A 25,607-nucleotide genomic window follows, 5' to 3' on the forward strand; every position below is an offset into this window, starting at 1 on the left:
AGCATCATAAAGTAATAAACTTATCGACCAAGCAATTAGTGACTATTCAGCGAAGATGTTGGCGTTGGCTGGAATATTTTGACATGCTCTAAAAATAATAGTATAAAGGCTCAGCACTGAATGAAGTTTTGCTGCTATGGCACTAGCAACTAAATTTTGTAGCGGAAAATACACATTACCAATGGCTTGAAACACTGCTTCCATAGTATTTATGGTGTAATTTTAAATTAAGGTAAGGATTTTCCAATGAAAAAAATGACGCGTATATTCTCGACTCGACCACATTTAAGCTTCCTCAGTCATTATCGCCGTCCCTTACAACAATCAACGTTGGGTTCAGAGATAATGCGTGGTGGGCATTTACAAAAAAAATCATTTACATCCGTAGCCTACTTTTTCTTCTTTTCAGGAATCTTAGGATTCGCAAATTCGGCGGCAGAATCAACCGAAAATCAGACTGATAATTCGGATTCTTTAAGTGCAGACAGCCAATTACGTATTACTAACCTGGTCTTCAAAGGTGGCGGGCCCAAGGGAATTGCGTTCAAAGGCGTACTTGAGGCTCTTGAAAACAACCAAGGCCGATATCTGCCAGATGTCAAGCGTGTGGGAGGTAGTTCCGCCGGTGCGATCACCGCTGCGCTGATTGCAGCAGGCTACCATTCAGGTGAAATACGCGAAAAAATATCCACTCAAATCATGTTATCATTTTTAACCAGTAATCTTGAGCCAAACGAAAAAGAAGTCGTGGCTTCATTACTTACTGCATATCAAGCACCCGGGGGGCGTTATTTCTCATTTCCAAAGTTACGAACAATAAAAGCAGGATTGCAGCATCCAGTGCAGACATTTAAATTGTTCTCTAAAGCTTACAATAATCAAGGATTGTCAGATGGTGAATATTTTAGAGATTGGTTAAATTCATTACTGACTGAGAAAGTCGTTGAAATTGAATTAGCGCATCGCTGTAATACTCAACCAAATGTAGATCGTGAAAAAGAGTCCATTGTACTGAGAGAAAAATACAATAATTTAACCTATGGACAGCTCACTGAACTGATTGAAGCAGAAAGTCATCGTAAAGAAAAGCATTATAAACACCTGTATGTGGTAGAGGCTCACAACGCTCCAGTTTCAGGTAAGTTATATCAAAGAATCAGCACGAGCGAGGTATTAGATTATTATGCTAATGAGGATCCTACGTTATATGACAAAGATTTAATTATTGCTGATTCAGTGCGTGTGTCGATGTCAATACAGTATGCGTTTACGCACGGCAAATTAGGATATAAGGACGATAAAGGAAATATCATTAAAGGAGACCCTATCGGTAGTGATGGTGGTAACTTGGAAAATTATAAATATCGGTTATTTGATCAGCAGCAGTACTTGACCTTCCCCGATCCAAAGAAATCACCAAAAGAAGAAGTTAAAAATCATGAGACATTAGGTTTTGTCTTGGTTGATAAACGTGCAAGTAAGATGAGTAGGTTAGGATGGTTGTGGCATAATGCTAAAGTCACCTATTATCAAAAAAAATATAAAGATGGTGATCGCGCAAAAGAAAAATCTCATTATATGGATAGACAACTAGCGGAAGCTGTCGTTGGTGACCCTAATGAAATTCCTCGCCATGTTATTGTTGACACTCGGGGTGTGAGTCTGATTGACTTCAACCTTTCTAATGATAAACAAATCGAGTTGATGCAATCAGGTTATGATGGCACAACATTATACCTGGAGAGTCGAGGAAAAGAATTACACAAATATCAATTGGGTGAAGACAAAGCAAACAAAAATAAGATTAAAATTTATCTAAAACGCTATGCTGAGCATAGTAATCTTGATGACTATTCGCCCAACATTTGCTATGTTAACACGCACCATGAATCAAAGTTGCTCAGTACTTTTTACCCTTTAAAAAATAATCACGATAAACACCTAATGGGAATCTCGATCGAAGGGATGAGTGGTATGGGCAAAAGTGAGCTTGCCTACCATATGGCTCACCAGTATATGGAGGAGCATTTTTGGCACACATGGCGAATGGAACAACTCAGTGAATCAAGCAGGCTACATGTATGGATTTTTGATGCGACCAATTCAGGCACATTGTGGAATAGTTTCCGTGAACTGCCTCTTGCCGTAAAGAATCAAGCGAGCCCGCACGTAGCTTCCTTGGATGCTATTCATGACACACACAATAAATTAACGCAATTTCCTAATTTTCTTTGGGTGTTTGATAACGTAGGTCATAATGACTCAAGTGCTTCCAAGGGTGATATACACATTAGTGACTATATTCCCAAAGCTACCACCAACGGTTATCTTTGGGTAACAACACAAAATTCTCTGAAAAATACCCGAGGTCTTCAAATGGAAAACATCAATCTCAATGAGGGAATGCTTTCCGGTGAAGCAATTGACCTACTGAATAAGCGAAGCAGCCGTAAATATACCTACAGAGAAGCTCAACACGTCTTAGAAGCATTAGAGCATGTTCCTCTCAGTATAGCATTGGCGGGTGAATTTATTCGCAGGGAAGCTAGTTCACTCAGTGATTTTTTAACGCTTTTTACATCTTCTAAAAAACAATTAACTAGAGAATTTGCTACACTTTCGCAACAAGTAAACTATCGAGGTGGAACTATCGCAGCAACTTTGCTCAGCCTTAATTCAATAGCGAATGTGGATAGTGGTGAAGCTGATGAGGTTTTGGGGTTGATATTTTTGTCCAGCAAACTCCATGTGTCACATATACCAATGATATTATTGTTGGATTATATAAAGTCCCTACATCCAGAGTTCAGTAATGAATATTGTAAAATTTATTTAAATCAGCTTATCCGTAATAGTGGCTCACTTTTAATACCTTTGTCTGCAGGTGCTGACTCCGCCATCCGTATGCATAAGGTTACGCGTAGTTTAGTCAATAATGAATGGTCCCTGGCAGACCCTTTCTTTTTATCGTCTCGATATCATCAAAAACAAAGTATGGCACTAAAAACAGCCGCCAGACTCTTATCAAATCATTTTACTAACAAGGATATGATTGAAGAAAAGCGGTTCGGAGAAAATTTATGTTTTCTACCTCATGTGGATGCACTGTTATGTCTGTGCAATGATTTTGAGAAGATAAATGATTTAGCACTTATAAATGTTCTAATACCACTTTATAAAACACGATGTTTTATGTATGACTCGATGGGCAGTAATAAATCACAAGTGCCTAAAGACGCCATGTCAGTTATCGATAAATTAGGCATGTTCAGTAAATTAGACATTTTGCATGACAGTCCAGAAATTATCTACAAAAAACTATCTCTAGTAGATTCAGTTTGGCCGCACTATTACGCTGCGATGTTTTATATTTTAGGGCGTAGTAGATTGCCATCCACTTCTGTCCTTACAAAGGCTGATTATTATCAGCGATGTAAGTCGCTATGTTCTGTGATTGAACAAAAGACAGGACATTGCCCCGATTATTATTTCCTATCAAAACGTGGATTGTTGTCCTTGCGTTCGGATAAGCGAGCGCATGCAGGTATAGAGGAATTATTAAGTTTATTGGCAGACTATAAGGCATTACTGAGTGATAGTAAAAGCTATTTGACTGATGATGGATCCCCATCACGAGAATTTGATAAAGATCCATTTAACTTGCGAGTATGTAACCGGAAATTAGCTTTAGTTTGCATTACGTTAGGAGAACGACTTGAAACACCAGGCGAATACTTTCAACAAGCAGAACATTATCTGTTAAATGTATTGGCTGTCAAAGAAGAAAGGTACGAGCATGAAGCTGAAAATTATAATGTCTTGGGGCAAGTATATTTGAATAAAAAAAATCCACATCGGGATTTGGAAAAAGCAACCCGGTCATTTCAAACAGCCTATGATTTAGAAATCGCTAAAAATAGTGGCTCTGGGAAAAGAAACTTTCCACTAGCAGATGCAGCGTATGGGTTAGCGATAATCGCATTAGAGAAAGGTGATTTAAAAAGAGCACGTGAGAAAGCACAATTATGTTCTTCCATTCGTCAAGAGATTAAATCTACTCAATTAGAAGAGGCCGATGCATTACTAATCCAAATTGGCAAGTTATCATCACCTCGCGTCTTAAGAGACTCGCCGATATTGAGTGGAAATGAAGTGGTCAAGAAATCATCAGAAGAGCCTACCGATGAAGAAAGAGAGGAATTGAAAAATAAATTTTGATGTGAATAAGTTTATAATGGAAATTTATTTGGTAACTTGAGTGGAGTTAATTTTTTTTATAACAGAGGGCCTGTTTTTTTGCGAAGAAAATATGAGATAAAATCTTATATAATTAGATAATCATAGAAAATTTACATCATTGCGGAGGGAGGCGAGTTGCAGGATAAAAACGAAAAAGGCAAAGAAGAGGAAGATTCGCCTGCCCTAATAAAAAACACCAAAAAAAATGTTGAGTCCGATGATTCTAGTTATCCTGAAGATCAAAAGGTTATAAACGCTATCTTAAATAAGGACTCTTCGCTACCCGAAATCCATAATATTGCTCAGATTTATTTAGATTATGTCGCAAAGCACAACCAATCGACTTGTTCACAAACAGAAACAAATTCAAGAACTATAAGAAAGGTTGTATTATTATTAAATACTGTAGCATGTAAATATCCTGCTGAAAAATTAGAGGCAGAGAAAAAGATAGCTGCTCAAGAAATGGAATTTATCAAAATAAATTTATCAAAAAGTTCTCACGCTATAAAAAATTTACAACAATGTCTTGATGAAAATAAACTTAATAGACATAGGATTAGCTTGATAAGGAGTTATGTAGCTCAAAAAACAAAACTCTTCAAACATATTTTCAATAAAGGGCAAATAGATTCATATGCTTCTGAAAAGATCCACTCAGAAATCAGCTCATTATTTAGAGATTTTCTTAGGGATATTATTATTAATCAGGTTTTGCCATTTTTTTGGCGTCCCCACTGTGAATTTGCAATTATACCGTTAGGATCTACTGCCAGAGGTGAAATGACGCCTTACTCTGATCTAGAATTTGCGATATTATATGAAAGAAATGAGGGTGAAGAAGATATAAATATAAAGCATTATTTTCGTATCATAACAGAATACCTTTATATCAAGATAGCAAATCTCGGTGAAACCCGCATTAGGGGAGAGATGAGTGATTTTCCTCCAGGTGTTGATTTTACTTTCGATCAAAGTATCCCAAAGGGTTTTACGTTTGACCCTGGTAAAAATACTCCTTTGGGTAAAAAAGGTGAGCATGAGTTAATTGGAACGCCAGATGAGATAAGTCGGTATCTCAGTATTGACTTCATAAAACGAAATTCTACTCTTTGGACGATACTAAACACATTAAGCTCCGAAAATATTATATACTCGACTAAGTTTGGTTCAAGCATTGTAGTAGATTTCATCCGAATAAAGAATGCCCTTATTAATACAGTTGATTACAGAAGCTTTTTATTTGATTCTATGAATGTGGTGTTAGCTAGATTTCGAGTATCACTAGGAAAGCTAGAAGATCAAGGTCGTGTATTAAACGTTAAGTATGGATTATATCGATTACCTAATATGTTAATCGATTTACTCGCAATATACTATAACCTAAGTTCAGCTAGCTCTTGGGCAAGACTTCGTGAAATGTATGAAAAAGAATTGATTAGTAAAATAGCATATTATTACCTAATATCTATTGTTTCGACATGTACCATGCTGAGAACGGTTGTATACCTAGAAAATAATTCTCAATGCGATGATCTTGTTGTAAATTATTCTGGATATAGTGAAGAATCGATATCGTCTATATTTAAAACTTTATTACCGCTTGAAATATATATGCATGAATTTGTTGATAGTGTAGGTGAAGAATTTCCTTTCTCGAATGTAGATGCATTTTTAAATTCTGAGTCTGTTGCTCAAATAAGAATATTTGATATGAAAGATGAACATGATGAACTCATTCGTTATTTAGAAAATCAAATCTCAGAACTATTAGTTAAAAACCTTCGGCAATATTTTATAAAAGATAACCAGGGGATAATTGAAGAATTAGAAAATGACGATTCTGTTAATAATGTGACTGATGATGATAATTCTAAAAATAACTTTTTACCTTGGTGTATAAATTGTCTTGGAAGAGCGTATTTTAAAAAAGCTGATTTTAAAAGAGCATTTGTAGTTTATTCAAATGCGTCGCGAATTTACCCAAAACAAACAGCAATTTATTCTCATTTGGCATGCGTTTATGAAGAGCTTGGAAACTATAAGTTAGCTATTATTAATCATATTAAAACTATAATGGTTGGTATAGGAATTGAGTTTTTTATCATTAAGATGAAGGAGTTAGTTGAAAGAATAATAAAAAAAGACAATTTTGATCTTTCAGCCAAAGAATTCAAAATATACAGGTCTGTAATAAATTATATTTGTTTTCTTTCAAAAAGCATTTTATTTAGTGAGAAAGCGTGCTCTGATTTCTACATTTTGAACTCTTTAGTACCCTACATCGAAGATTCAAAGTATGAAGATGAGATGCCTATTGTTTTAGAAAAATTGACCGAATTTAGTTCAATGTTTGATCTTAAAGAGGTATTGCCCAGAAAAAAATGGATGCATGAAATAATTAAGTGCGTGTCAGAGATGTTATCTAATCTTTGTTTAACGCTTGATAAAGCTGAAGACTATATTAATGCAGAATTGGCTGGGAATATTGCAGTTAAATTTGAATTATTTAGATCTCCAGAGTATCCTTCTGATTCTCTAATAACGTATAAGCATAATCTTGTAAATGTGTATATACATCGTTACAAATTTCATAAAGCTGAAGAAGAAATAAATAAAATATTAAAACAAACAAAATCTCAATCGGGGCCTCGCTCAAGGTCATATGTTAGGTCTCTTAAATTAAAAGCTGAGATCTACTATGATTTAGAGAAACATGATAAAGCGATACATGTCTGTAGAAAAGCTTTATCAATAATACGGCGTAGTGATTATTCAGATTATTGCTCTGAAGAGGAAACGTATCTATATCTTTGTTTAGGTCAAGCATGGTCTAGAGTTAATGACCTGGATAAAGCTACCCAGGCACTGAACAATTCTATTTATAAAGCGAAAGATTTATTTGGCACTTCTCATCATGTAACGGCGATAGTGCTTTCTAATTGTGCAGAATCAATGCGTCGTTTGGGTCAATTTGATCTAGCTGAGCGATATAAAAAGGAAGCTATTCAAATATATTCATCGGGGCTCTTGTATAATGATGCACATCTACTCACATTGAATAGCGGATTGGGTTTGATATGGTTTGAGGCGGGTGTTGGTGGTTTTGGGTTATTAAGATTTAGAGGAGGAGCTAATGTGAGAAGAAAAAAGTCTAAAAATAAAGGTATTGATATAATAAAAATATCATATAGAAAATTTCAGATACTTCTCGAAGATTTTGAAAGAGAAAAAGATTACGTCAACTTCTCTACCTGTGTCAACAATTACGCTGGAACCTTAAATTCTCCTGAATTATTTGATTTATATAAGATTACCGATTTATACAAAATTGAATGTATCCCTTTTTTAAAAAAACTTAAGTGTCCTTACACATATAATCTGATTGCTATATCTTACTTTAATTTGGCAAAATCATATCTTTTAGCAATAAATTACAGAGCTGATACAAAATTAAAGGTTTACAAATGTGAATTCTATATCAAAGCTTTGCATTATACAAATAAAGCACTCAAATATCGTTTTATGAAATCGCCTAATCATTATGAAATTGAAATGTGTGAAATTCTATTAACTATTAGCCATTGTTTTTATGCTCTTGATAAGTTGTCGCATGCTTTGAGTATTATTGATAAAGCAATAATAATTATGGAAAATAATTTTATATTGTTTGAAATTGATAAGCATAAATTAAGTCAGTATAATGATACTAAATTCCATATTTATTTTGATATAGTTGCTTTTTTAATAACTGTTTATAGAAAAATGAGCAATAGCGAAAGAAGGCCATTTTATATTGATATTCGTTATTATGAAGTTTGGCTAGAGAAACATAAGCCATTGAAGAAAAGGAAATCATTCGGATATACCTATACGTTAGATAATAAACCATTAGAAGTCCCGCCTGAGATGAAGAAACAACTAGACGGTCAAGCAATCCTCATCTTTTATTCATTTATTGATCAATTAGAAAATATACGTAAAATGGAGGGTGTAGTTAAAGATCCTAATAATAAGGCAAAAAATATTACTGAGTTTATAATGCCAAATCTCACAGCTGATTACACTATTACACAATGCTCTCAAATTGATGCATCAAATATTACTGATATATTCATTGAAAATCACAATGTGGAACCTACAAGTTTAACATCTACTCCAAACATTTTTAATGATCACAAGATATTTAATCGCAATCCCTCTAGTTTTATTTCAACTCTTTTTGAATCAAATCGAGAATCAAGTAACCTATCAGATGACTCTCAGGAAGTTCTTGATGATGCTGAAGCGGAAAGGGCAATTGAAGAATATGACCGTGAACAAAGAGACTGCGCTGAGGAAGATGAAGTATACGAAGAACATGGGCTTGAAGATAAAACAAAGAAAATTGTTGCTTTCGATTAGTATAGCTTAATGTTTTTTGACTTAACTCACTCCATCACTTTCATTATCGAATAAGTTAGGTAGAATCAGCGTTTGAATCACCTAACGTATGCTTATTTGAGAGTAGATAAATGGAAAGCTTCACTATTATTGGCAAGAAAAATTGGCGTCAGTTTCTTTACTGCCTGGAATGCTACGATGTTCCGGAACTGCAGGCGTTTTTTCGTGACCCAGATTCTTTTTTGACATCGAATCGAGTGTCAGCCTTTAAAGAAAAACCGGGTGATACTACGAAAGTTGTGCGTATTAACATAGCGGGTCATGATTGGGTGGTGAAGCGGTATAACGTAAAAGGCTTTGGTCATTGGTTGCGCCGTTGTTTGTTACCAAGTCGTGCTATGGTGTCATGGGGTAATGCACTGGGCTTGTTTCGCGCAGGAATTGCGACCCCTGTTCCTGTGGCGGTCATTGAGCAACGAGTCGGACCGTTAAGGGGCGTGGCATATTACATAACAGAGTATTGTGAAGGAACTTTAGCCAGCCACTTTTTTCGATCCAGCCCAGATTATTTTGAATACGGTGAACAAGTTCGAGCAGCTATTCATCACATGACTGAAAAACTACATGCTGCAGGATTTACACATGATGATTGGCAATATAACAATATTTTACTGGTCGATTATCAGCCCCTTGCTCTAGATTTAGATCACATGCGCTATTTTGGTCAGCCTTCATCGAAATTCGATGCAGCAAAACTCCGTGATTGGGATCGATTGAGACGCAGCGCTGAAAAAACGCAATATTCGGCCTAATTCTCAACCGGGAGAAGCGGAACGCTTCTTCGACAAATGGCTGAGCTTTAAGTAACGATAGTAACAGCCTTCAGCGTTTGAAATAGCGAGTTGGAAGCCTGCTTTGCCATCCAGAAATCCTAGTCGAAGCAAATAGCCGCGGAAAAATGTCCACAATGAGCGAATGAGGGCTTTAGCAAAACTCGCTGATTTTCCCGCTGCAAACTGATGTTGAGCACCAAGAGAAGAGTACTGATCCATTTTAGCCAACACTTCATTGAAATCTTTAAAAGCAAGATGAATCAGCGGCGATTTTACGGAGCACGTGGTTCCATTCACCTGTAATGATTCATGCACAAGCACATTAGTAAATTGCGCTTTTTCTCGACGAAATAATCGTGTGACACGATCACCCCGCCAATCTCCGAATCGAATTTTATGGCCGCAATACAGCGATTGCCGAGGAATAGCATACGCATCGGCTGCATCATTGCGATTTAGAAGGCTTTTAATTTCATCGCGTAATTCACTAGAAACGCGTTCATCAGCATCAAGGGAAAGCACCCATTCTCCGGTAGCTTTTGACAAGGCGCGGTTTTTTTGAGGTCCAAATCCTGGCCAATCTGTACTAAAGACATGAGGCGTATATTGGCGAGCGATTTCCAGTGTTGCGTCGGTACTTCCGGAATCGCAAATAATGATTTCGTCCGCCCAACTGATAGACGCCAAACAATCAGGCAGATCATGTGCTTCATTTTTAGTGATTAGTATCACGCTGATGCGATTCATGGTTGAGTTTCCTGTCTTGACCCACAGCCTCTAAGTGTTAGTATCATAGCCTTCGGAAGACTGTATAGGAAGAAAAAATGACATTATCACTGCCTAATTTTGAGAAGGTCAAGGTTGTAGTTCTTGGCGATGTGATGCTGGATAGATACTGGCATGGGGCTACTGAGCGTATTTCCCCGGAAGCACCTGTTCCGGTAGTTCATGTTAAAGACATGCAAGAGCGACCTGGTGGGGCAGGTAATGTTGCTTTAAATCTTAAAGCCTTAGGATGTGATGTTCGTTTATTGGGCATGGTGGGAGATGATAGTGCGGGCGAGCGCCTTGAAGAAGAGCTTCGAGTTGCGGGTGTCTTTTGTCATTTTCAACGAGTTCCGTCATTACCGACGACGAGCAAATTGCGCGTTTTAGGGCGTCATCAACAATTAATTCGTCTCGATTTTGAGCAAAGTTTTCACGGTGTCGATCCGACGCTACTTTTTGAAGAGTGTAAATCACAATTAGCTGAAGCCGATGTTTTAATTGTATCGGATTATGGAAAAGGTGTTTTGCAACATGTTCAATCTATCATCGAGCTCGCGAATCGAATGCAAAAACCTATTTTAGTAGATCCAAAAGGACGCGATTTTAGTCGATATTATGGTGCTACAATTATCACGCCCAATTTGAAAGAATTTGAAGCCGTTGTTGGACCTTCTCGAAGTGAAAATGCAATTACAGAAAATGCACTCGCACTGATAAAAGAGCATAAATTTGGTGCGATGCTCATCACGCGTGGTGAACACGGTATGAGTTTTATTCAACCGAATGAAGAACCCTTGCATGTGCAAGCGCGTGCACAAGAAGTTTACGATGTTACCGGTGCGGGCGATACCGTAATTTCTACATTAGCAGCGTCCATTGCAGCAGGTGCTTCCTATTCAGATGCTGTTTATTTAGCGAATGCTGCAGCGGGAATTTCTGTAACTAAATTAGGTTCGGCTACAGTCACTGTTCCAGAATTACGACGAGTCTTGCAGCGACAAGAAAATTCAGAATTAGGGGTGCTTACAGAATCAGAATTAATGGTGAGTGTGGCAGATGCCCGTGCACACAATGAAACCATCGTGATGACAAACGGCTGTTTTGATATTTTACATGTTGGACACATCACTTATTTGCAACAGGCGAAAGCGTTAGGTACACGATTAATTGTTGCTGTGAACGATGATGCTTCTGTCGCTGGTTTAAAGGGCCCAACACGCCCCATTAATTCATTAGAGAATCGAATGTCTATGCTCGCTGCATTACGTGTAGTCGATTGGGTTGTTCCTTTTAGTGAAGACACCCCGGAAAGATTAATAACACGAGTTCTTCCAGATATTTTAGTAAAGGGTGGTGATTACGAAGTTGATAAAATTGCGGGCTCACGCGCAGTGCTAGCAAATGGTGGCAGTGTGCGGATCTTATCATTTGTTGATGGGCATTCCACAACCGGAATGTTAAAGAAAATTGTTGATGGAGAAATAGCATGATTATTGTAACCGGTGGTGCTGGATTTATCGGTAGTAATTTAGTACATGCACTGAATAAACGTCGAATTAACGATGTGCTCGTAGTGGATGATTTATCTGACGGCCGAAAATTTTTTAATATCGTTGACTGCAACATTCGAGATTATCGGGATAAGGATGATTTTCTCAATGAAATTATCAGTGGAAAAATAAATGCTAAAGATATTCAAGCAATTTTTCATCAAGGCGCATGTTCCAGTACTACTGAATGGGATGGTCGGATGATGATGCAGAATAATTATGAGTACACAAAAACATTACTGCATTATTCTTTGCAAAATCGAATTCCTTTTATCTATGCTTCCAGTGCAGCTGTTTATGGTTCAAACGAAAAATTTACTGAAGATCCTAGTAACGAATCACCATTAAATGTTTACGGATATTCAAAATATCAGCTTGATCGTTACTTGCGCCGTGTATTACCCGCGGATCATTCTCAAGTCGTAGGTCTGCGATATTTTAATGTTTATGGCCCACGTGAACAGCATAAAGGCAGCATGGCAAGTGTTGCATTTCATTTAAATAACCAAATAAAAGAAAAAGGAAATGTCAAATTATTTGCAGGAACAGATGGTTATGGAAATGGTGAGCAACGTCGAGATTTTGTGTTTATTGATGATGTAGTGGCTGTTAATTTGTGGTTTCTTGATAATCCAAAACAATCAGGTATTTTTAATGTCGGCACAGGTCGAAGTCAGCCATTTAATGATGTAGCGAATGCGGTAATTGCTTGGCATAAGCGTGGTGAAATTGAATATATTCCTTTTCCAGATCATTTAAAGGGAAGTTATCAAAGTTTTACTGAAGCGGATATTTCCGCGTTGCGTAATGCAGGATATCAGCAAGAATTTCACGATGTTGCAAGTGGTGTAAAAAAATATCTCGATTGGCTAAATAAATAAAAGAGGAAGGTGTCAGATCTAAGATCAATACACTCTCAAAAATAGTTTTGAGAATGCATTGATCTTAGATCTGACACCTTCTTCAATGTTAGACCTGACCCCTTTCCTTTATTCAGAGCCTGCTGACCCCGTTGGAAATGTGTATCCCGATCCAGATACTGCTTTAGAAACCGTACCTTGAGCACCCGATGCTGATGGTGAGGTAGATGTGCCACTACTTGGATTTACAATGTTTTGAATTTTCGAGTTAACGCCGTTTAATTTATCGGCAAGAATTGATTTACTTAGCGCTGTACCACGTAACAACAGGATAGCTTCAGAAGCTAAAATACGTTGATTTTCCTTGCGCATTTCGTGTAGATCACGTTGGATTTCAGCTAAGATAAAAAGTTGTTCACGAAGCAAAACGGTAGGTAATGCTGTTGCCATATCGGTATACCATTGTTTGCTGCTGGTTCTCCAAGTTGCGATTTGGTTAGAGAGCATTTCTGGGCTGTTGCCATTGCTGTCTGCTATACGTTGATTATAAAGATAATACAAGTTGCTAAGGCCGGCTGTTTGAACGCTCACAAGATGGCGACGATAAAGTTCAAAATCTATCCACTCTTGTGATCCTTGTAAAGTAGTCGCTTGATCGGGAGTTAAAGTATGATTTTGTACGAGTTGATTTATCGAAAACATTGCAGGTTGTCGGGCGACGTCACCGGCATATTTTATGTAATTGCTTGCATAGTTGCTAATGTCTGTCGGGTTTCCTGGATTACAAGCCATGTTTTGAGCGGAAAAGCTTGAATGTCCCAGAAGAGTTTCAAAATTAAACATCGCATTTCCGCAGTTTTGAACGACTGAGGGATTTCTCACATTCGTTGGTGGCAAGACGTCTCCTGCATAGTCACTTGCCATCGCTCCTGTCATTCCAGGATTTATTGCAGGTCCAATGATATCGTTAATGATTTTTTCTGATATCGGTGAAGTAGCGTAGAATTGAGTGGCAATCAACGTATTTTGGTAAGGGTTTATTTCAATAATTTGATCCATATTAGGTTGTTTGCCTTCAAGATCGGCTTTTAATATCGTCATAACATAGGCAGCAAAAGTATTAATTGCACCTACTATACCATTTCCTGCGCTCGTTACACTTTGTGCGATATATTGCGCATCAGCACTCTGAGCAGAAGCTGTTATTGAAAATAAAGCAAGCCCCGCTGTGAGTGATACCGAAAGAGACAGTGACTTAAAAGATTTCATTGCAATACCTCATACGTGTAAGTTAATACCATTGAATAGTCGGTGAAGGTTTTTTTCCATATCCAGATTGCGGTTGCTGCGTAGCTTTTTCAGGCTGTGATTGGCTGCTTGATACACTTGTTGAGCTAGAATCTTCTGTTTTGGTATTATTTGTAGTGCCTGAATTATCTGGAGAGGAAGAACTTGTATTACTTGCACTTCCAGTCGATGAGCTACTCCCTTCAGAAGGTTTTTGTTGCGTACTGGCCTGTTTCTTTTTTAATTCGTCTTGTTCTTTTTGAAGATCAGATTTTGCTTGTTTGTATTTTTCATCAAGGTCTTTATTTCTAGCATCAATTGCAGCTTGCAATTGTTGCATATCACAAAGGGTGGTCTTATTCGGTTTGTCCGAATTTGAATCTAAGCACGCTTTTAGCGCGCTATCATCAGCATTGCTCGAAAGACTCAAAATGAGTCCTGCCGCTAAAGTTGTTGTAAAAAGTATGTTACGCATTTTATTCACTCTCCATTGCTTTGACTATTAATGCCAATCTTTCAGGGGCGAAAACACGCCCAAGTAATCTTAATCGTTCGAAAACAATATTTCGCCTCAAGAAAAGACCAGGGACGTCGTCACTCGAGGTAGAATGTTCTTCTGCATACATGAGAAGTTTTGATGCCGCACCCGGGAAGGCTGTGTCTAGAGTTTGCAATAAACGTAATCCGCGTCCCGCTTTTATGTACGTTGCCACTTTGATGAATTCTTGTTCGTTTTGTAAATCGATATTGCCAATATCTTCTAGCGCATCGCCTAACCGTCGCATAGATTCTTCCAAGCTAGGGTCATTATCGAGAGACCATTCTTCAACACTTTCCATAAAGCTAACCACTCGATAAATCATAGGATCTCGATATTCATGCCAAAAGGCATGGCAAGCTTCGTTACTAAGATCTGGCATACTCCCTCCTTGATATCGCTAGGCTTATACTTATAGTATAGCAAATAATCATAGAAATGATAGTTTGACCCATTAGACCCTTATATGCATATATTTTTGAAGTAAACAAATAATTGTGGTATATCTGCTGCGACATGCGAAGGGGTTAACCTGGATATTGCAGGTTCCTACCTCATAAATGGATTTCAAATGTTAAAGAGGGATGATTCATGGCAAAACGCCAAAGGAAAGGATTTTTCCGTTCAATGGTGGATTTCCCCACCTGGATGAATGTTAAAGGACTACGCGATTCTGGCGATACCATTGCCAAGACGTTTAAAAGTTTACAAGAAGTGAAGATTTCAGATCGTCGAGAGACTTTCGAAGAAGCCATGTCTCGGCAGAGTCTGACTGAAAAAGATATTCAAACAAGAATGCACCAATGTTATATTTCCGGTTGGATTTATTTCTCATGCGCTTCATTATTATTTTTCTACGGTTTTTATTTACTTATTTTTTCAACCTTTTCGGGGTTTCTCATTGCTTGGTTGTTGTCTGTGCTTGCAGGTGTTTATGCGTATCGAGAAGGCTTCTGGTATTTGCAAATGAAAAAGAAAAAATTAGGTTGTACCTTTTCTGAGTTTGTCAATTTTATTACCGGGAGGAAATAAGAATGCGATCATCGATTAAATACCTAATAATAAGCTGTCTTTCATTACTCCCTTCATTGCTGTATGCGCAAGGTGCAGCCGATACGATTTCTTCCAATACGGCAGCTATTTTTTATTTACCACCAGGAGATCCATCGCTTAATTTCTTAGGACAATTATTTGGTAATGTGGGCTCTGTGCTGTCGGGTAGCAGTGGCATGATTTTAGGTATTTTGTTTAAGTATTTTAATTTAGGGATCCTGGTTATTGCGGGTGTGTTTTTAATTTGGACTACGGCAAAAGTGGTGATTCATTCTTCTCATGAAGGAACCTTTATGGGGAGAGAAGTGAATACGGGTTTTCACATTATTCGAACGGTGCTGGGTATAGGATTGTTGTCACCCACTGTCGGTGGTTATTCGATCATTCAAATTATTGTGATGTGGGCTGTACTGCAGGGTGCTGGTTTTGCGAACACCGTGTGGAATCAGGCCTTAGACTATTTTGAACGTGGAGGCCAAATATTTGTGCCGCCATCAACCAATTTAGCGCCATTAATTACCATGACAGGTACTGTTTTAGAATCACAAGTGTGTATGTATTATCACGAGAAAATGGAAAAAGAATTACAAAAAGAAGCGCGACAAAAAATCGCGAGTGGTGATACCAGTCCTATCTATCAAGCGCGTGTACTGAACTTCCCTTCTTATCAACCGTATGTGGATCCCAATAATCCGAGAATACTGTTTCCAGCCAATCGTGGCAATGGTCAAACCGATAATGGGTGTGGTGAGTTTTCTTATGGACAGCCAACAGCGACGAATAATCCCGTTGTTCTGAATGCATTGGTTGCGGTGATGCAACAATTATCCGGCGCTGCTCGTCGAATTGCCGACCCCTATCCGAGCGATTTAACGTCTAACCCCAGTCCGTTACAGGACTTAGTGCAGACTCAGCTGGTGAATGCGGCTCAGAATTGGGTCAATTATCTTTTACCAATTCGATCAGCAGCGAACAGTCCGACCACGATGGATGCTTTCTGGGCTACAGCCAGAAAAGATGGTTGGATGTATGCAGGTAGTTACTACTATCAATTATCAGGCATTCAGCGCACGATCAACGATGCCGGTACCATCAAATTTCAGTTGGTTTCACCAGATGCCTATTGTGTTCCCGCTATTGGTAACTATATTAATTTTCCTACCGGGGGTACTTTAACTTTAAAGTCCAAATGCATTAAAGATTGGAACACTTACTATGTGAATTCTGTTGAGTCCCCAAATTTTGATAACGTTTTAAGTAGAGCAGTGCCTTATGTCACGGGAGCTATTGCGTTGGCGAATGAGGTTCAAGCAGCTAATGCCAATGTCGTCATTCCGAATTCATTTCATATGGGTGATATGGAAGAGCTTGCTGGGCCAATGGGTATGTTGAGTGGCTTAGTATTATCGTCGATACAAACAATGGTTTCTAATGGTGATCCCATTATGAAATTACAAAAGATGGGACAAGCCTGGGTCGAACAAGCGGTTGCTGCCTGGATAGGCCTTGCGATGCTGATGTTTTTCGTTTCATTACTCGCATCATTGTTCTCCTCAATCAGCTCAGCAGGGTTTGCGTTCCAGGGCATGATGCAAATATTTGTGACATTGTTTATGGCCTTGTTATTCATACTCATGGTTCAAGGGGTCTTGGTTTCAATTTATGTCCCGTTAATACCTTTCATTATTTATACGTTCACTGTGATTGGTTGGTTTATAGCCGTTATCGAAGCGATGGTTGCTGCGCCGCTGGTCGCGTTGGGCGTTACCCATCCTGAAGGTCAAGGCATGTTAGGTAAAGGCGAACAAGCGATAATGTTATTATTGGGTGTGTTTTTAAGGCCCGTACTAATGGTGATGGGATTATTGGCGGGTATGTTGTTGTCAGTGATTGCATTAACCATATTTAATAAACCTTTCGTTACAGTTCTCTTTACAGCAGTAGGAGCGGGAGGGCTCGGTGGGTTTGGAGCGTACTACGGTATCCTTTCACTTTATTCTGTTTTGGTAACGCAAATCGTCTCGCAATCCTACAGTTTAATTTTTAATGTACCTGATCGTGTGTTGCGATGGTTGGGTCAACAAGTCGAAGTCAGCCAAGCTTCACAAGCTTTGCAAGCTGCTGAAACTCAAACTAAGAGTGCTGCTGAAAGCACAACTAAAGGTATGACAATGCCTACTGGTGGCGGTGGCGGCAGTGGTGGCGGCGACGACAAGAAAGAGGATGGCAGCTCGGGTGGGCAAAGTACAGGCAGCAACAGCAGTTCGAGTAGCAGCAAAGGTGGCGGTGGTAAAAAATAAGGGTGAAGAACTACAAATTTTTTTGATGTAAATGAATAATTGTGGTATACCTCCAGCGGCATGCGAAGGGGTTCGTACCCCATAAATGGATTTCAAATGTTAAAGAGGGATGATTCATGGCAAAACGCCAAAGGAAAGGATTTTTCCGTTCAATGGTGGATTTCCCCACCTGGATGAATGTTAAAGGACTACGCGATTCTGGCGATACCATTGCCAAGACGTTTAAAAGTTTACAAGAAGTGAAGATTTCAGATCGTCGAGAGACTTTCGAAGAAGCCATGTCTCGGCAGAGTCTGACTGAAAAAGATATTCAAACAAGAATGCACCAATGTTATATTTCCGGTTGGATTTATTTCTCATGCGCTTCATTATTATTTTTCTACGGTTTTTATTTACTTATTTTTTCAACCTTTTCGGGGTTTCTCATTGCTTGGTTGTTGTCTGTGCTTGCAGGTGTTTATGCGTATCGAGAAGGCTTCTGGTATTTGCAAATGAAAAAGAAAAAATTAGGTTGTACCTTTTCTGAGTTTGTCAATTTTATTACCGGGAGGAAATAAGAATGCGATCATCGATTAAATACCTAATAATAAGCTGTCTTTCATTACTCCCTTCATTGCTGTATGCGCAAGGTGCAGCCGATACGATTTCTTCCAATACGGCAGCTATTTTTTATTTACCACCAGGAGATCCATCGCTTAATTTCTTAGGACAATTATTTGGTAATGTGGGCTCTGTGCTGTCGGGTAGCAGTGGCATGATTTTAGGTATTTTGTTTAAGTATTTTAATTTAGGGATCCTGGTTATTGCGGGTGTGTTTTTAATTTGGACTACGGCAAAAGTGGTGATTCATTCTTCTCATGAAGGAACCTTTATGGGGAGAGAAGTGAATACGGGTTTTCACATTATTCGAACGGTGCTGGGTATAGGATTGTTGTCACCCACTGTCGGTGGTTATTCGATCATTCAAATTATTGTGATGTGGGCTGTACTGCAGGGTGCTGGTTTTGCGAACACCGTGTGGAATCAGGCCTTAGACTATTTTGAACGTGGAGGCCAAATATTTGTGCCGCCATCAACCAATTTAGCGCCATTAATTACCATGACAGGTACTGTTTTAGAATCACAAGTGTGTATGTATTATCACGAGAAAATGGAAAAAGAATTACAAAAAGAAGCGCGACAAAAAATCGCGAGTGGTGATACCAGTCCTATCTATCAAGCGCGTGTACTGAACTTCCCTTCTTATCAACCGTATGTGGATCCCAATAATCCGAGAATACTGTTTCCAGCCAATCGTGGCAATGGTCAAACCGATAATGGGTGTGGTGAGTTTTCTTATGGACAGCCAACAGCGACGAATAATCCCGTTGTTCTGAATGCATTGGTTGCGGTGATGCAACAATTATCCGGCGCTGCTCGTCGAATTGCCGACCCCTATCCGAGCGATTTAACGTCTAACCCCAGTCCGTTACAGGACTTAGTGCAGACTCAGCTGGTGAATGCGGCTCAGAATTGGGTCAATTATCTTTTACCGATTCGAGCGGCAGCGACCAGTCCGACTACTATGGATGCTTTCTGGGCTAGAGCCAGACTAGATGGTTGGATGTATGCGGGTAGTTACTACTATCAATTATCAGGCATTCAGCGCACGATCAACGATGCCGGTACCATCAAGTTTCAGTTAGTCTCTCCGGATGCTTATTGTATCCCCGCTATCGGTAACTATATCAATTTTCCTTCATCAGGGCCACTAAGTTTAAAGTCTCAATGTATTAAAAATTGGAATACTTATTACGCAAATTCTATTAATTCCCCAGCTTTTGATATCGTACTAAATAGAGCATCCCCCTACGTTACGGGAGCAATTGCGTTGGCGAATCAGGTTCAAGCAGCTAATGCCAATGTCGTCATTCCCAATTCATTTAATATGGGTGATATGGGAGAGCTTGCTGGGCCAATGGGTATGTTGAGTGGCTTAGTATTATCGTCGATACAAACATTGGTCTCTAATGGCGATCCCATCATGAAGTTACAAAAATTGGGACATACCTGGGTTGACCAAGCGGTTGCTGCCTGGATCGGGCTTGCGATGTTGATGTTTTTCGTTTCATTACTTGCTTCGTTGATGTCTTCAATAAGTTCCGCGGGGTATGCGTTTCAAGGCATGATGCAAATATTTGTGACATTGTTTATGGCCTTGTTATTCATACTCATGGTTCAAGGCGTCTTGGTTTCAATTTATGTCCCGTTAATACCTTTCATTATTTATACGTTCACTGTGATTGGCTGGTTTATAGCCGTTATCGAAGCAATGGTTGCCGCGCCGCTGGTCGCGTTGGGCGTTACCCACCCTGAAGGTCAAGGCATGTTAGGTAAAGGCGAACAAGCGATCATGTTATTATTGGGCGTGTTTTTACGGCCTGCATTAATGGTGATGGGATTATTAGCAGGTATGTTGTTGTCAGTGATTGCATTAACCATATTTAATAAACCTTTTGTTACAGTTCTCTTTACAGCAGTAGGAGCGGGAGGGCTCGGTGGGTTTGGCGCGTACTACGGTATCCTTTCACTTTATTCTGTTTTGGTAACGCAAATCGTTACGCAATCCTACAGTTTAATTTTTAATGTACCTGATCGTGTGTTGCGCTGGTTAGGTCAGCAAGTTGAGTCCAGTGCAGCGGGTCAAGCCTTACAAGCTGCGGAGTCTGAAACTAAGAGTGGCGCTGAGAAAACGACTTCAGGTATGACCATGCCATCTGCTGGTGGTGGCGGCGGCGGTGGCGGCGGTGGTGGCGAAGGTGGTGCTGGCGGAGAATAATTTTTTCTGTAACATGCGATAGGCAATTCATCCATACAGCAATTCCTGGCCAAGGAAAATCATTTACATTCAAGGTGTTAGAAGATTTTCCTTTCGCGATGAGGGGTTTTAGGGGGGGGATCGTGATTCTCTCCCCTAAATATATTAAAGGAAGCATCTCCCGGTTTTAAAATCAACACATAAGGGGTTCTGACTAATGTAGAACCCCTTTTTTTTATTCTTGCAGGTGCGGAGGATATTCCTAATCTTCAGCGCTGCAGAATCTAGGATAATGAATCACTAGACTCATGATGAGTAGGGCTGTTGTAATCGTAAATGCACTGACTAATAATGAGATAAGGTAAATACCCGTCACCCAAAAAATACCAATAAAAGCGATGGTGGTTATCAACAAAGAGCGTAAATAGAGTGTGGGTTTTCTTTGTCTCATTGAAAAAGAGGTTGGAAATACTCCCCTGCTCACCAGGGTAACGAGAGAGTCCTTTAAAAAAATCATGAGTAACAAAATTGAGCACCATAATAAAATAATAGCTATTTGTGTATTGTTAAAAATTAGATCTGAAATTGTGTAAAATTGTGTAAGCAGTGGGACGAATAATGTTGCTATAATTATTTGATCGTTCCTGTAACCACGAGATAAAACTGCAATTGTTGAGCTTGCAATAGGCAGCCAACTCAAGGCGATAAAAATATCGAGCATATCTAATACAGTATTCCAGACTGTTGGATCAAATGGATAATAGTTGATAACATATGACAATGGTAATAATTGAGCCCCTGAAACTAATAACACTAGGAGTATCATTGCGGAGAATAATACGATCAACATGCTCAACAAAGTTGGGAATTTTTTCTTCATCAACCAATTAAAGCTTAATTGCCATTGTGAGAAGTTAATGACATAGAATAAAATGGTAGAAGCAAAAATATTTTGCATGTTGATACCAGGAGATAGTGTCAAACCCCTGTATTGTGTAAAAAAGAATAAAATTATAGATCCAATAAAGAACAAGGGGAGCAACATTGCAAAAAAGATAGTCAGCCTTAAATAAGTATTGCAATATTTACCAACGTTACTGTGTTGCGAGATATCAAAAATAGGTTCTAAACAATCACTAATCAGACCTGTATTTTTATTCGTAAAATAGACACGTTGTAATATAATCGCAAATAAAGCCACTAAGGCCCATGGAAATAATCCACCCGATGCCAGTGGGGGTATTGTTGGCAAATCAATAGGTTTGTTAATGGTTAACACTTCACTCAGAAAACGGTGCCCAAAATAAAAGAAGCTGTAAAGCAAGCTCACAAAACCAGTGGTGCCTATCAACCAGAGTGGCCATGGCAGTTTCTTATTTCCACACGGGTAAGACTCTTTTCTTTTAGGTGATACTAATAGTGATAATGCGATGGCAATAAAGACCCAATGAACTAGTTGAAATCCCAGCAATTCTTGCTTTTTAAATAAATACACAAGTAAATAGAGGGCAAACAGCGGTATGTACACTGTCATGACCAAAGACAACGAGGTTCGATTAATTTTCATGCATCAACTATAACACGATTTCTTGACATGGCGCTAAAGAATGGCATAGTCTAAAATCACTATGGAAAGAATACGCATCAATCCTCGGCCTGAATGGGAAGCTCAAGTTGAAGCTTTAGGCTTTACTCATCACACGATTAATAATAAAATTTTTTGGAATGAACATGCTTGCTATCATTTAACAAGCAAAGAAATTCAAGAAATCCAAAAAGCCACAAACGAAATAGAAAGACTTTGTTTAGAATTGGTTGATCATGTAATTTCGCAACGTACATATTATAAGCTTAATATTCCAGAATCTGCTTGGCCTTTAATAGAATTTAGCTGGAAAAATAAAGAGCACCCCCTCATCGGAAGATTAGATCTTTGTTATGACGGTATTCATCCACCTAAATTGTACGAATACAATGCTGATACACCGCTGTGTTTATTGGAAACAAGCTTAATACAAAAACATTGGTTAGAGGAAGTTGGCCTTAGTGGTTACCAAATGAATACTATACAGGAGAGGCTGGTAAAAGCGTGGTCGCGGTTGAGCTCTGGTAGAGTGCACCTAACATGCCGTAATTCTGCGCCATGGCTTTTGGAAACGATTAATTACATGACAAATACACTTGCTCGTGCTGGTTTAGACTTCAAACATATCTATGTTGAGGAAGTGCGTTGGAATGGTCGATATTATCTCGACAAAGAGAATGAGCCTATAGAAACGCTGTTTAAAATTACCCCTTGGGAGTGGATGCTAGAAGAAGTTTTTGATCGCTTACTTAACTCGAAAACAAGGGTAATTGAACCCGCATGGAAAATGATATTAAGTAACAAAGGTTTTTTAGTTTTACTCTGGGAGTTATTTCCAGATCACCCAAATTTGCTACCAGCATTTTTTGATCCTAAAGATTTGAAAGGAGATTACGTTAAAAAACCCCTCCTTGGAAGAGAAGGGCATAATATTTCGCTTAATACAGAGTCTTGCTCGATAACTACTGAAGGTGCGTATGGTAATGGTGCTTATGTTTATCAACAGGCTCATTTGCTGCCCAATTTTGATGGTAATTTTCCTGTGATAGGTTCTTGGTTGATAGACGGTGAGTCATCTGGGATCATCATAAGAGAGGACGATACACCTATTACTCGGGGAGCAAGTCGCGTCGTCCCCTATTTTTATTGTTAAACGAGATTAATTTTATGGAGCGTATAAGTAGTACTCCGCGTTCAAATTGGCAATCTAAGCTGGAATCTCAAGGGCTAAGTTTTCATTCAACGAAAAATGAACTCTATTGGAACGAATATGTTTGTTATCGTTTTCAAAAAAAAGAAATTACGCAGCTTGAAAATGCGACTCGAGAGATCCATGCCATTTGTTTGGAGCTCGTAGATTCTATAGTGAGTAAAGGACTTTATTCCAAACTCAACATTCCCGAATATGCTTGGCCGTTAATTGAGAAGAGTTGGAATAGTAATGAAGAATCCCTCTGCGGTCGCCTAGATTTTAGCTTTGATGGAATTCAGCCTCCTAAGTTATTGGAATATAATGCCGATATACCTGCTTGCATCCTTGAATCCAGTCTTGTTCAGAAGCAATGGCATCAAGATGTATATCCCGAAAGCATTCAATTTAATTCTATACACGAAAGGTTAGTGACTGCTTGGTCACGCATAATTTCAGAAAAGATTCATTTGACATGGAAAAGAAACGTTCCCTGGATAATAAGTGATGTTTTATATCTGGGTGACACAGCCAAAGAAGCTGGTTATTCACAGAAACCTGTATACATCGATGATGTAAAATGGAACGGAAATGAATTTATTGATACTGATGGAGAGGCGATTAAGATATTAATTAAGAGAGTTCCTTGGGAGCAAATGCCAGATGAATTTTTTAGCCAAGTTCTAAAATCAAATATTCAAGTATTAGAACCCGCATGGAAAATGATTTTAAATAATAAAGGTTTTTTGGTGTTACTGTGGGAATTATTTCCAGGGCACCCTAATTTATTACCCGCTTTTTTCGACAATACAAAATTACCAGGAGATTATGTTAAAAAACCGATGATAGGTCGAGAGGGTGCAAATATTTCTATGGTTACTGAAAAAGGGGTTATTACAACAGGCGGGGAGTATGGTGCAGGTAAATTTATGTTTCAAAAATCTCATTGTTTACCAGATTTTGAAGGGAATTTTGCTGTAATAGGGTCTTGGATAATCGCAGGTGAGCCTGCGGGAATTATTGTTAGAGAAGATAATACTCCAATCACCCGCGATACGAGCAGATTTGTACCGCACATTTATGATTAGGAGATTACTATGGAAAGAATCTTAATATCTCCTCGAAAACATTGGAAGTCCGAGGTTGAGTCACTCGGATTTAGTTTTCATTCACTTAACAATGAAATGTATTGGGATGAGAGTTGCTGTTATCGATTTGATGTAAGCGAAATAAAAATCATAGAAAATGCCACTAATGAAATTGAAACGATGTGTCTTGCCCTAGTGGATAATATTATTACACATCAACGCTATCATGAACTGAATATCCCAGAATATGCATGGCCTGTAATTGAAACGAGTTGGAAAAATTGGGACAAAACGAAAATAGGTCGGCTTGATCTTGGCTATAATGGTATTGACCCACCAAAATTACTCGAATATAACGGCGACACACCTGTTTGTTTGTTAGAGGGTAGTCTAGTTCAAAAGCAATGGTTGGATCAGGTACGACCAAACTGTCAGCAGTTTAATTCCATTCAAGCGCGTCTTTTGGAAAATTGGCCGAGTAATGAGATTGGTCAAATACATGTTGCTGGTCGCACGGAATATTCGGAAATTCTAGACAATATGAATTATTTAGCAAAAACTATGGAGCTAAACGGCATAAAAACAAAGCTTGTTCATATTGATCAAATTGGTTGGAATGGTGCTGATTTAGTTGATGATAAGCGTGAAGTTATCAATAATCTGTACAAATATTTTCCGTGGGAGTGGATGAGTGAAGAATTTTATCATCGAACTTTACAAACGAGTATTAAAATTATGGAGCCCGCCTGGAAAATGATGTTGAGTAATAAGGGTATGATGGTGTTGTTATGGGAGATGTTCCCTGAACATCCAAATTTACTTCCCTCCTATTTTGATTATAAAAAATTGCAGGGTGATTTTGTAAAAAAACCTATAAGTGGTCGAGGGGGAGTGAAAATTACGATTCATAATAGTGATAATGTAGATGATGTTTTCGATGAGTCGGATCATAGAATATATATGTATCAACAAATACTCAAACCTGCAAATTTTGCGAATAATTTCCCCGTAATTGGTTCGTGGATCATTAATGGACAAGCATCTGGCATTGGAATGAGAGAAGACATTACCCCTATTTCTAACTGGGACTCTCGATTTGTTCCGCATTTTTATGATTAAAAGTATTTTCATGGCAAC

The 25,607-nt window shown here is 38.6% G+C and carries 18 protein-coding genes; 12 read left to right on the forward strand and 6 right to left on the reverse strand.

Features of this window, described 5'->3' with window-relative positions:
- Positions 1 to 42 precede the first annotated feature (42 nt).
- A complete protein-coding gene (locus K2X50_03900; protein MBX9586381.1) occupies positions 43 to 204 on the reverse strand; it encodes a hypothetical protein in 162 nt (53 codons plus the stop codon).
- Between the two features lie 42 nt (positions 205 to 246).
- Between K2X50_03900 and K2X50_03905 the strand changes: the two genes are divergently transcribed.
- The 3 genes from K2X50_03905 (at position 247) to K2X50_03915 (ending at position 9,434) form a co-directional block, all read left to right on the forward strand.
- A complete protein-coding gene (locus K2X50_03905; protein MBX9586382.1) occupies positions 247 to 4,218 on the forward strand; it encodes a patatin-like phospholipase family protein in 3,972 nt (1,323 codons plus the stop codon).
- Positions 4,219 to 4,374: 156 nt separating this feature from the next.
- Positions 4,375 to 8,643, forward strand: a complete 4,269-nt coding sequence (locus K2X50_03910; protein MBX9586383.1) for a hypothetical protein — start codon at positions 4,375 to 4,377, stop codon at positions 8,641 to 8,643.
- A gap of 110 nt (positions 8,644 to 8,753) precedes the next feature.
- Positions 8,754 to 9,434, forward strand: a complete 681-nt coding sequence (locus K2X50_03915) for a lipopolysaccharide kinase InaA family protein (GenBank protein ID MBX9586384.1) — start codon at positions 8,754 to 8,756, stop codon at positions 9,432 to 9,434.
- Positions 9,435 to 9,437: 3 nt separating this feature from the next.
- Here the strand turns inward: K2X50_03915 and K2X50_03920 are convergent, their stop codons facing one another.
- Entirely contained in the window at positions 9,438 to 10,202 is a 765-nt protein-coding gene (locus tag K2X50_03920; GenBank protein MBX9586385.1) for a glycosyltransferase family 2 protein, read from the reverse strand.
- Between the two features lie 77 nt (positions 10,203 to 10,279).
- Here K2X50_03920 and hldE point away from each other — a divergent pair, with 77 nt between their 5' ends.
- Positions 10,280 to 11,713 carry a bifunctional D-glycero-beta-D-manno-heptose-7-phosphate kinase/D-glycero-beta-D-manno-heptose 1-phosphate adenylyltransferase HldE gene (gene hldE / locus K2X50_03925; protein ID MBX9586386.1) on the forward strand — a complete coding sequence of 478 codons (1,434 nt, stop codon included), beginning with the start codon at positions 10,280 to 10,282 and terminating at the stop codon, positions 11,711 to 11,713.
- The gene (rfaD, locus tag K2X50_03930; GenBank protein MBX9586387.1) at positions 11,710 to 12,654 is read left to right on the forward strand and encodes an ADP-glyceromanno-heptose 6-epimerase; all 945 of its coding nucleotides are present in this window, start codon (positions 11,710 to 11,712) and stop codon (positions 12,652 to 12,654) included. The genes hldE and rfaD overlap by 4 nt, the downstream gene beginning before the upstream one ends.
- 108 nt (positions 12,655 to 12,762) lie before the next feature.
- Here rfaD and K2X50_03935 read toward each other — a convergent pair whose 3' ends face one another.
- From K2X50_03935 to icmW, 3 genes are read right to left on the reverse strand one after another with little or no spacing between them, the layout of a single operon-like run.
- The gene (locus K2X50_03935; protein MBX9586388.1) at positions 12,763 to 13,902 is read right to left on the reverse strand and encodes a hypothetical protein; all 1,140 of its coding nucleotides are present in this window, start codon (positions 13,900 to 13,902) and stop codon (positions 12,763 to 12,765) included.
- Between the two features lie 22 nt (positions 13,903 to 13,924).
- Positions 13,925 to 14,395, reverse strand: coding sequence for a hypothetical protein (locus tag K2X50_03940; protein MBX9586389.1), 471 nt, complete (start codon positions 14,393 to 14,395; stop codon positions 13,925 to 13,927).
- A gap of 1 nt (position 14,396) precedes the next feature.
- Positions 14,397 to 14,840, reverse strand: a complete 444-nt coding sequence (gene icmW, locus K2X50_03945) for a type IVB secretion system protein IcmW (protein MBX9586390.1) — start codon at positions 14,838 to 14,840, stop codon at positions 14,397 to 14,399.
- A 209-nt stretch (positions 14,841 to 15,049) separates the two neighbouring features.
- Between icmW and K2X50_03950 the strand changes: the two genes are divergently transcribed.
- The 4 genes from K2X50_03950 to K2X50_03965 all read left to right on the forward strand — a co-directional run bounded on the left by K2X50_03950 (position 15,050) and on the right by K2X50_03965 (position 20,629).
- The gene (locus K2X50_03950; protein MBX9586391.1) at positions 15,050 to 15,490 is read left to right on the forward strand and encodes a hypothetical protein; all 441 of its coding nucleotides are present in this window, start codon (positions 15,050 to 15,052) and stop codon (positions 15,488 to 15,490) included.
- 2 nt (positions 15,491 to 15,492) lie between these two features.
- Positions 15,493 to 17,811 (forward strand): DotA/TraY family protein, encoded by a 2,319-nt coding sequence (locus tag K2X50_03955; GenBank protein ID MBX9586392.1) that lies wholly within the window; start codon positions 15,493 to 15,495, stop codon positions 17,809 to 17,811.
- Positions 17,812 to 17,927: 116 nt separating this feature from the next.
- Positions 17,928 to 18,368 carry a hypothetical protein gene (locus tag K2X50_03960; protein MBX9586393.1) on the forward strand — a complete coding sequence of 147 codons (441 nt, stop codon included), beginning with the start codon at positions 17,928 to 17,930 and terminating at the stop codon, positions 18,366 to 18,368.
- A 2-nt stretch (positions 18,369 to 18,370) separates the two neighbouring features.
- Complete coding sequence (locus tag K2X50_03965; GenBank protein ID MBX9586394.1) at positions 18,371 to 20,629, forward strand: DotA/TraY family protein; 2,259 nt, start codon at positions 18,371 to 18,373, stop codon at positions 20,627 to 20,629.
- A 241-nt stretch (positions 20,630 to 20,870) separates the two neighbouring features.
- Here K2X50_03965 and K2X50_03970 read toward each other — a convergent pair whose 3' ends face one another.
- Positions 20,871 to 22,175: a hypothetical protein gene (locus K2X50_03970; protein ID MBX9586395.1), complete on the reverse strand. Its 1,305-nt coding sequence runs from the start codon at positions 22,173 to 22,175 to the stop codon at positions 20,871 to 20,873.
- Between the two features lie 61 nt (positions 22,176 to 22,236).
- Between K2X50_03970 and K2X50_03975 the strand changes: the two genes are divergently transcribed.
- The 3 genes from K2X50_03975 to K2X50_03985 are packed head-to-tail and all read left to right on the forward strand — an operon-like array spanning position 22,237 to position 25,589.
- Positions 22,237 to 23,346 carry a glutathionylspermidine synthase family protein gene (locus K2X50_03975; GenBank protein ID MBX9586396.1) on the forward strand — a complete coding sequence of 370 codons (1,110 nt, stop codon included), beginning with the start codon at positions 22,237 to 22,239 and terminating at the stop codon, positions 23,344 to 23,346.
- 14 nt (positions 23,347 to 23,360) lie between these two features.
- Positions 23,361 to 24,470 carry a glutathionylspermidine synthase family protein gene (locus K2X50_03980; GenBank protein MBX9586397.1) on the forward strand — a complete coding sequence of 370 codons (1,110 nt, stop codon included), beginning with the start codon at positions 23,361 to 23,363 and terminating at the stop codon, positions 24,468 to 24,470.
- A 9-nt stretch (positions 24,471 to 24,479) separates the two neighbouring features.
- The gene (locus K2X50_03985; protein ID MBX9586398.1) at positions 24,480 to 25,589 is read left to right on the forward strand and encodes a glutathionylspermidine synthase family protein; all 1,110 of its coding nucleotides are present in this window, start codon (positions 24,480 to 24,482) and stop codon (positions 25,587 to 25,589) included.
- Positions 25,590 to 25,607: the final 18 nt, after the last annotated feature.

The sequence above is a fragment of the Gammaproteobacteria bacterium genome (genome assembly GCA_019748175.1).
GTDB lineage: Bacteria > Pseudomonadota > Gammaproteobacteria > JAIEPX01 > JAIEPX01 > JAIEPX01.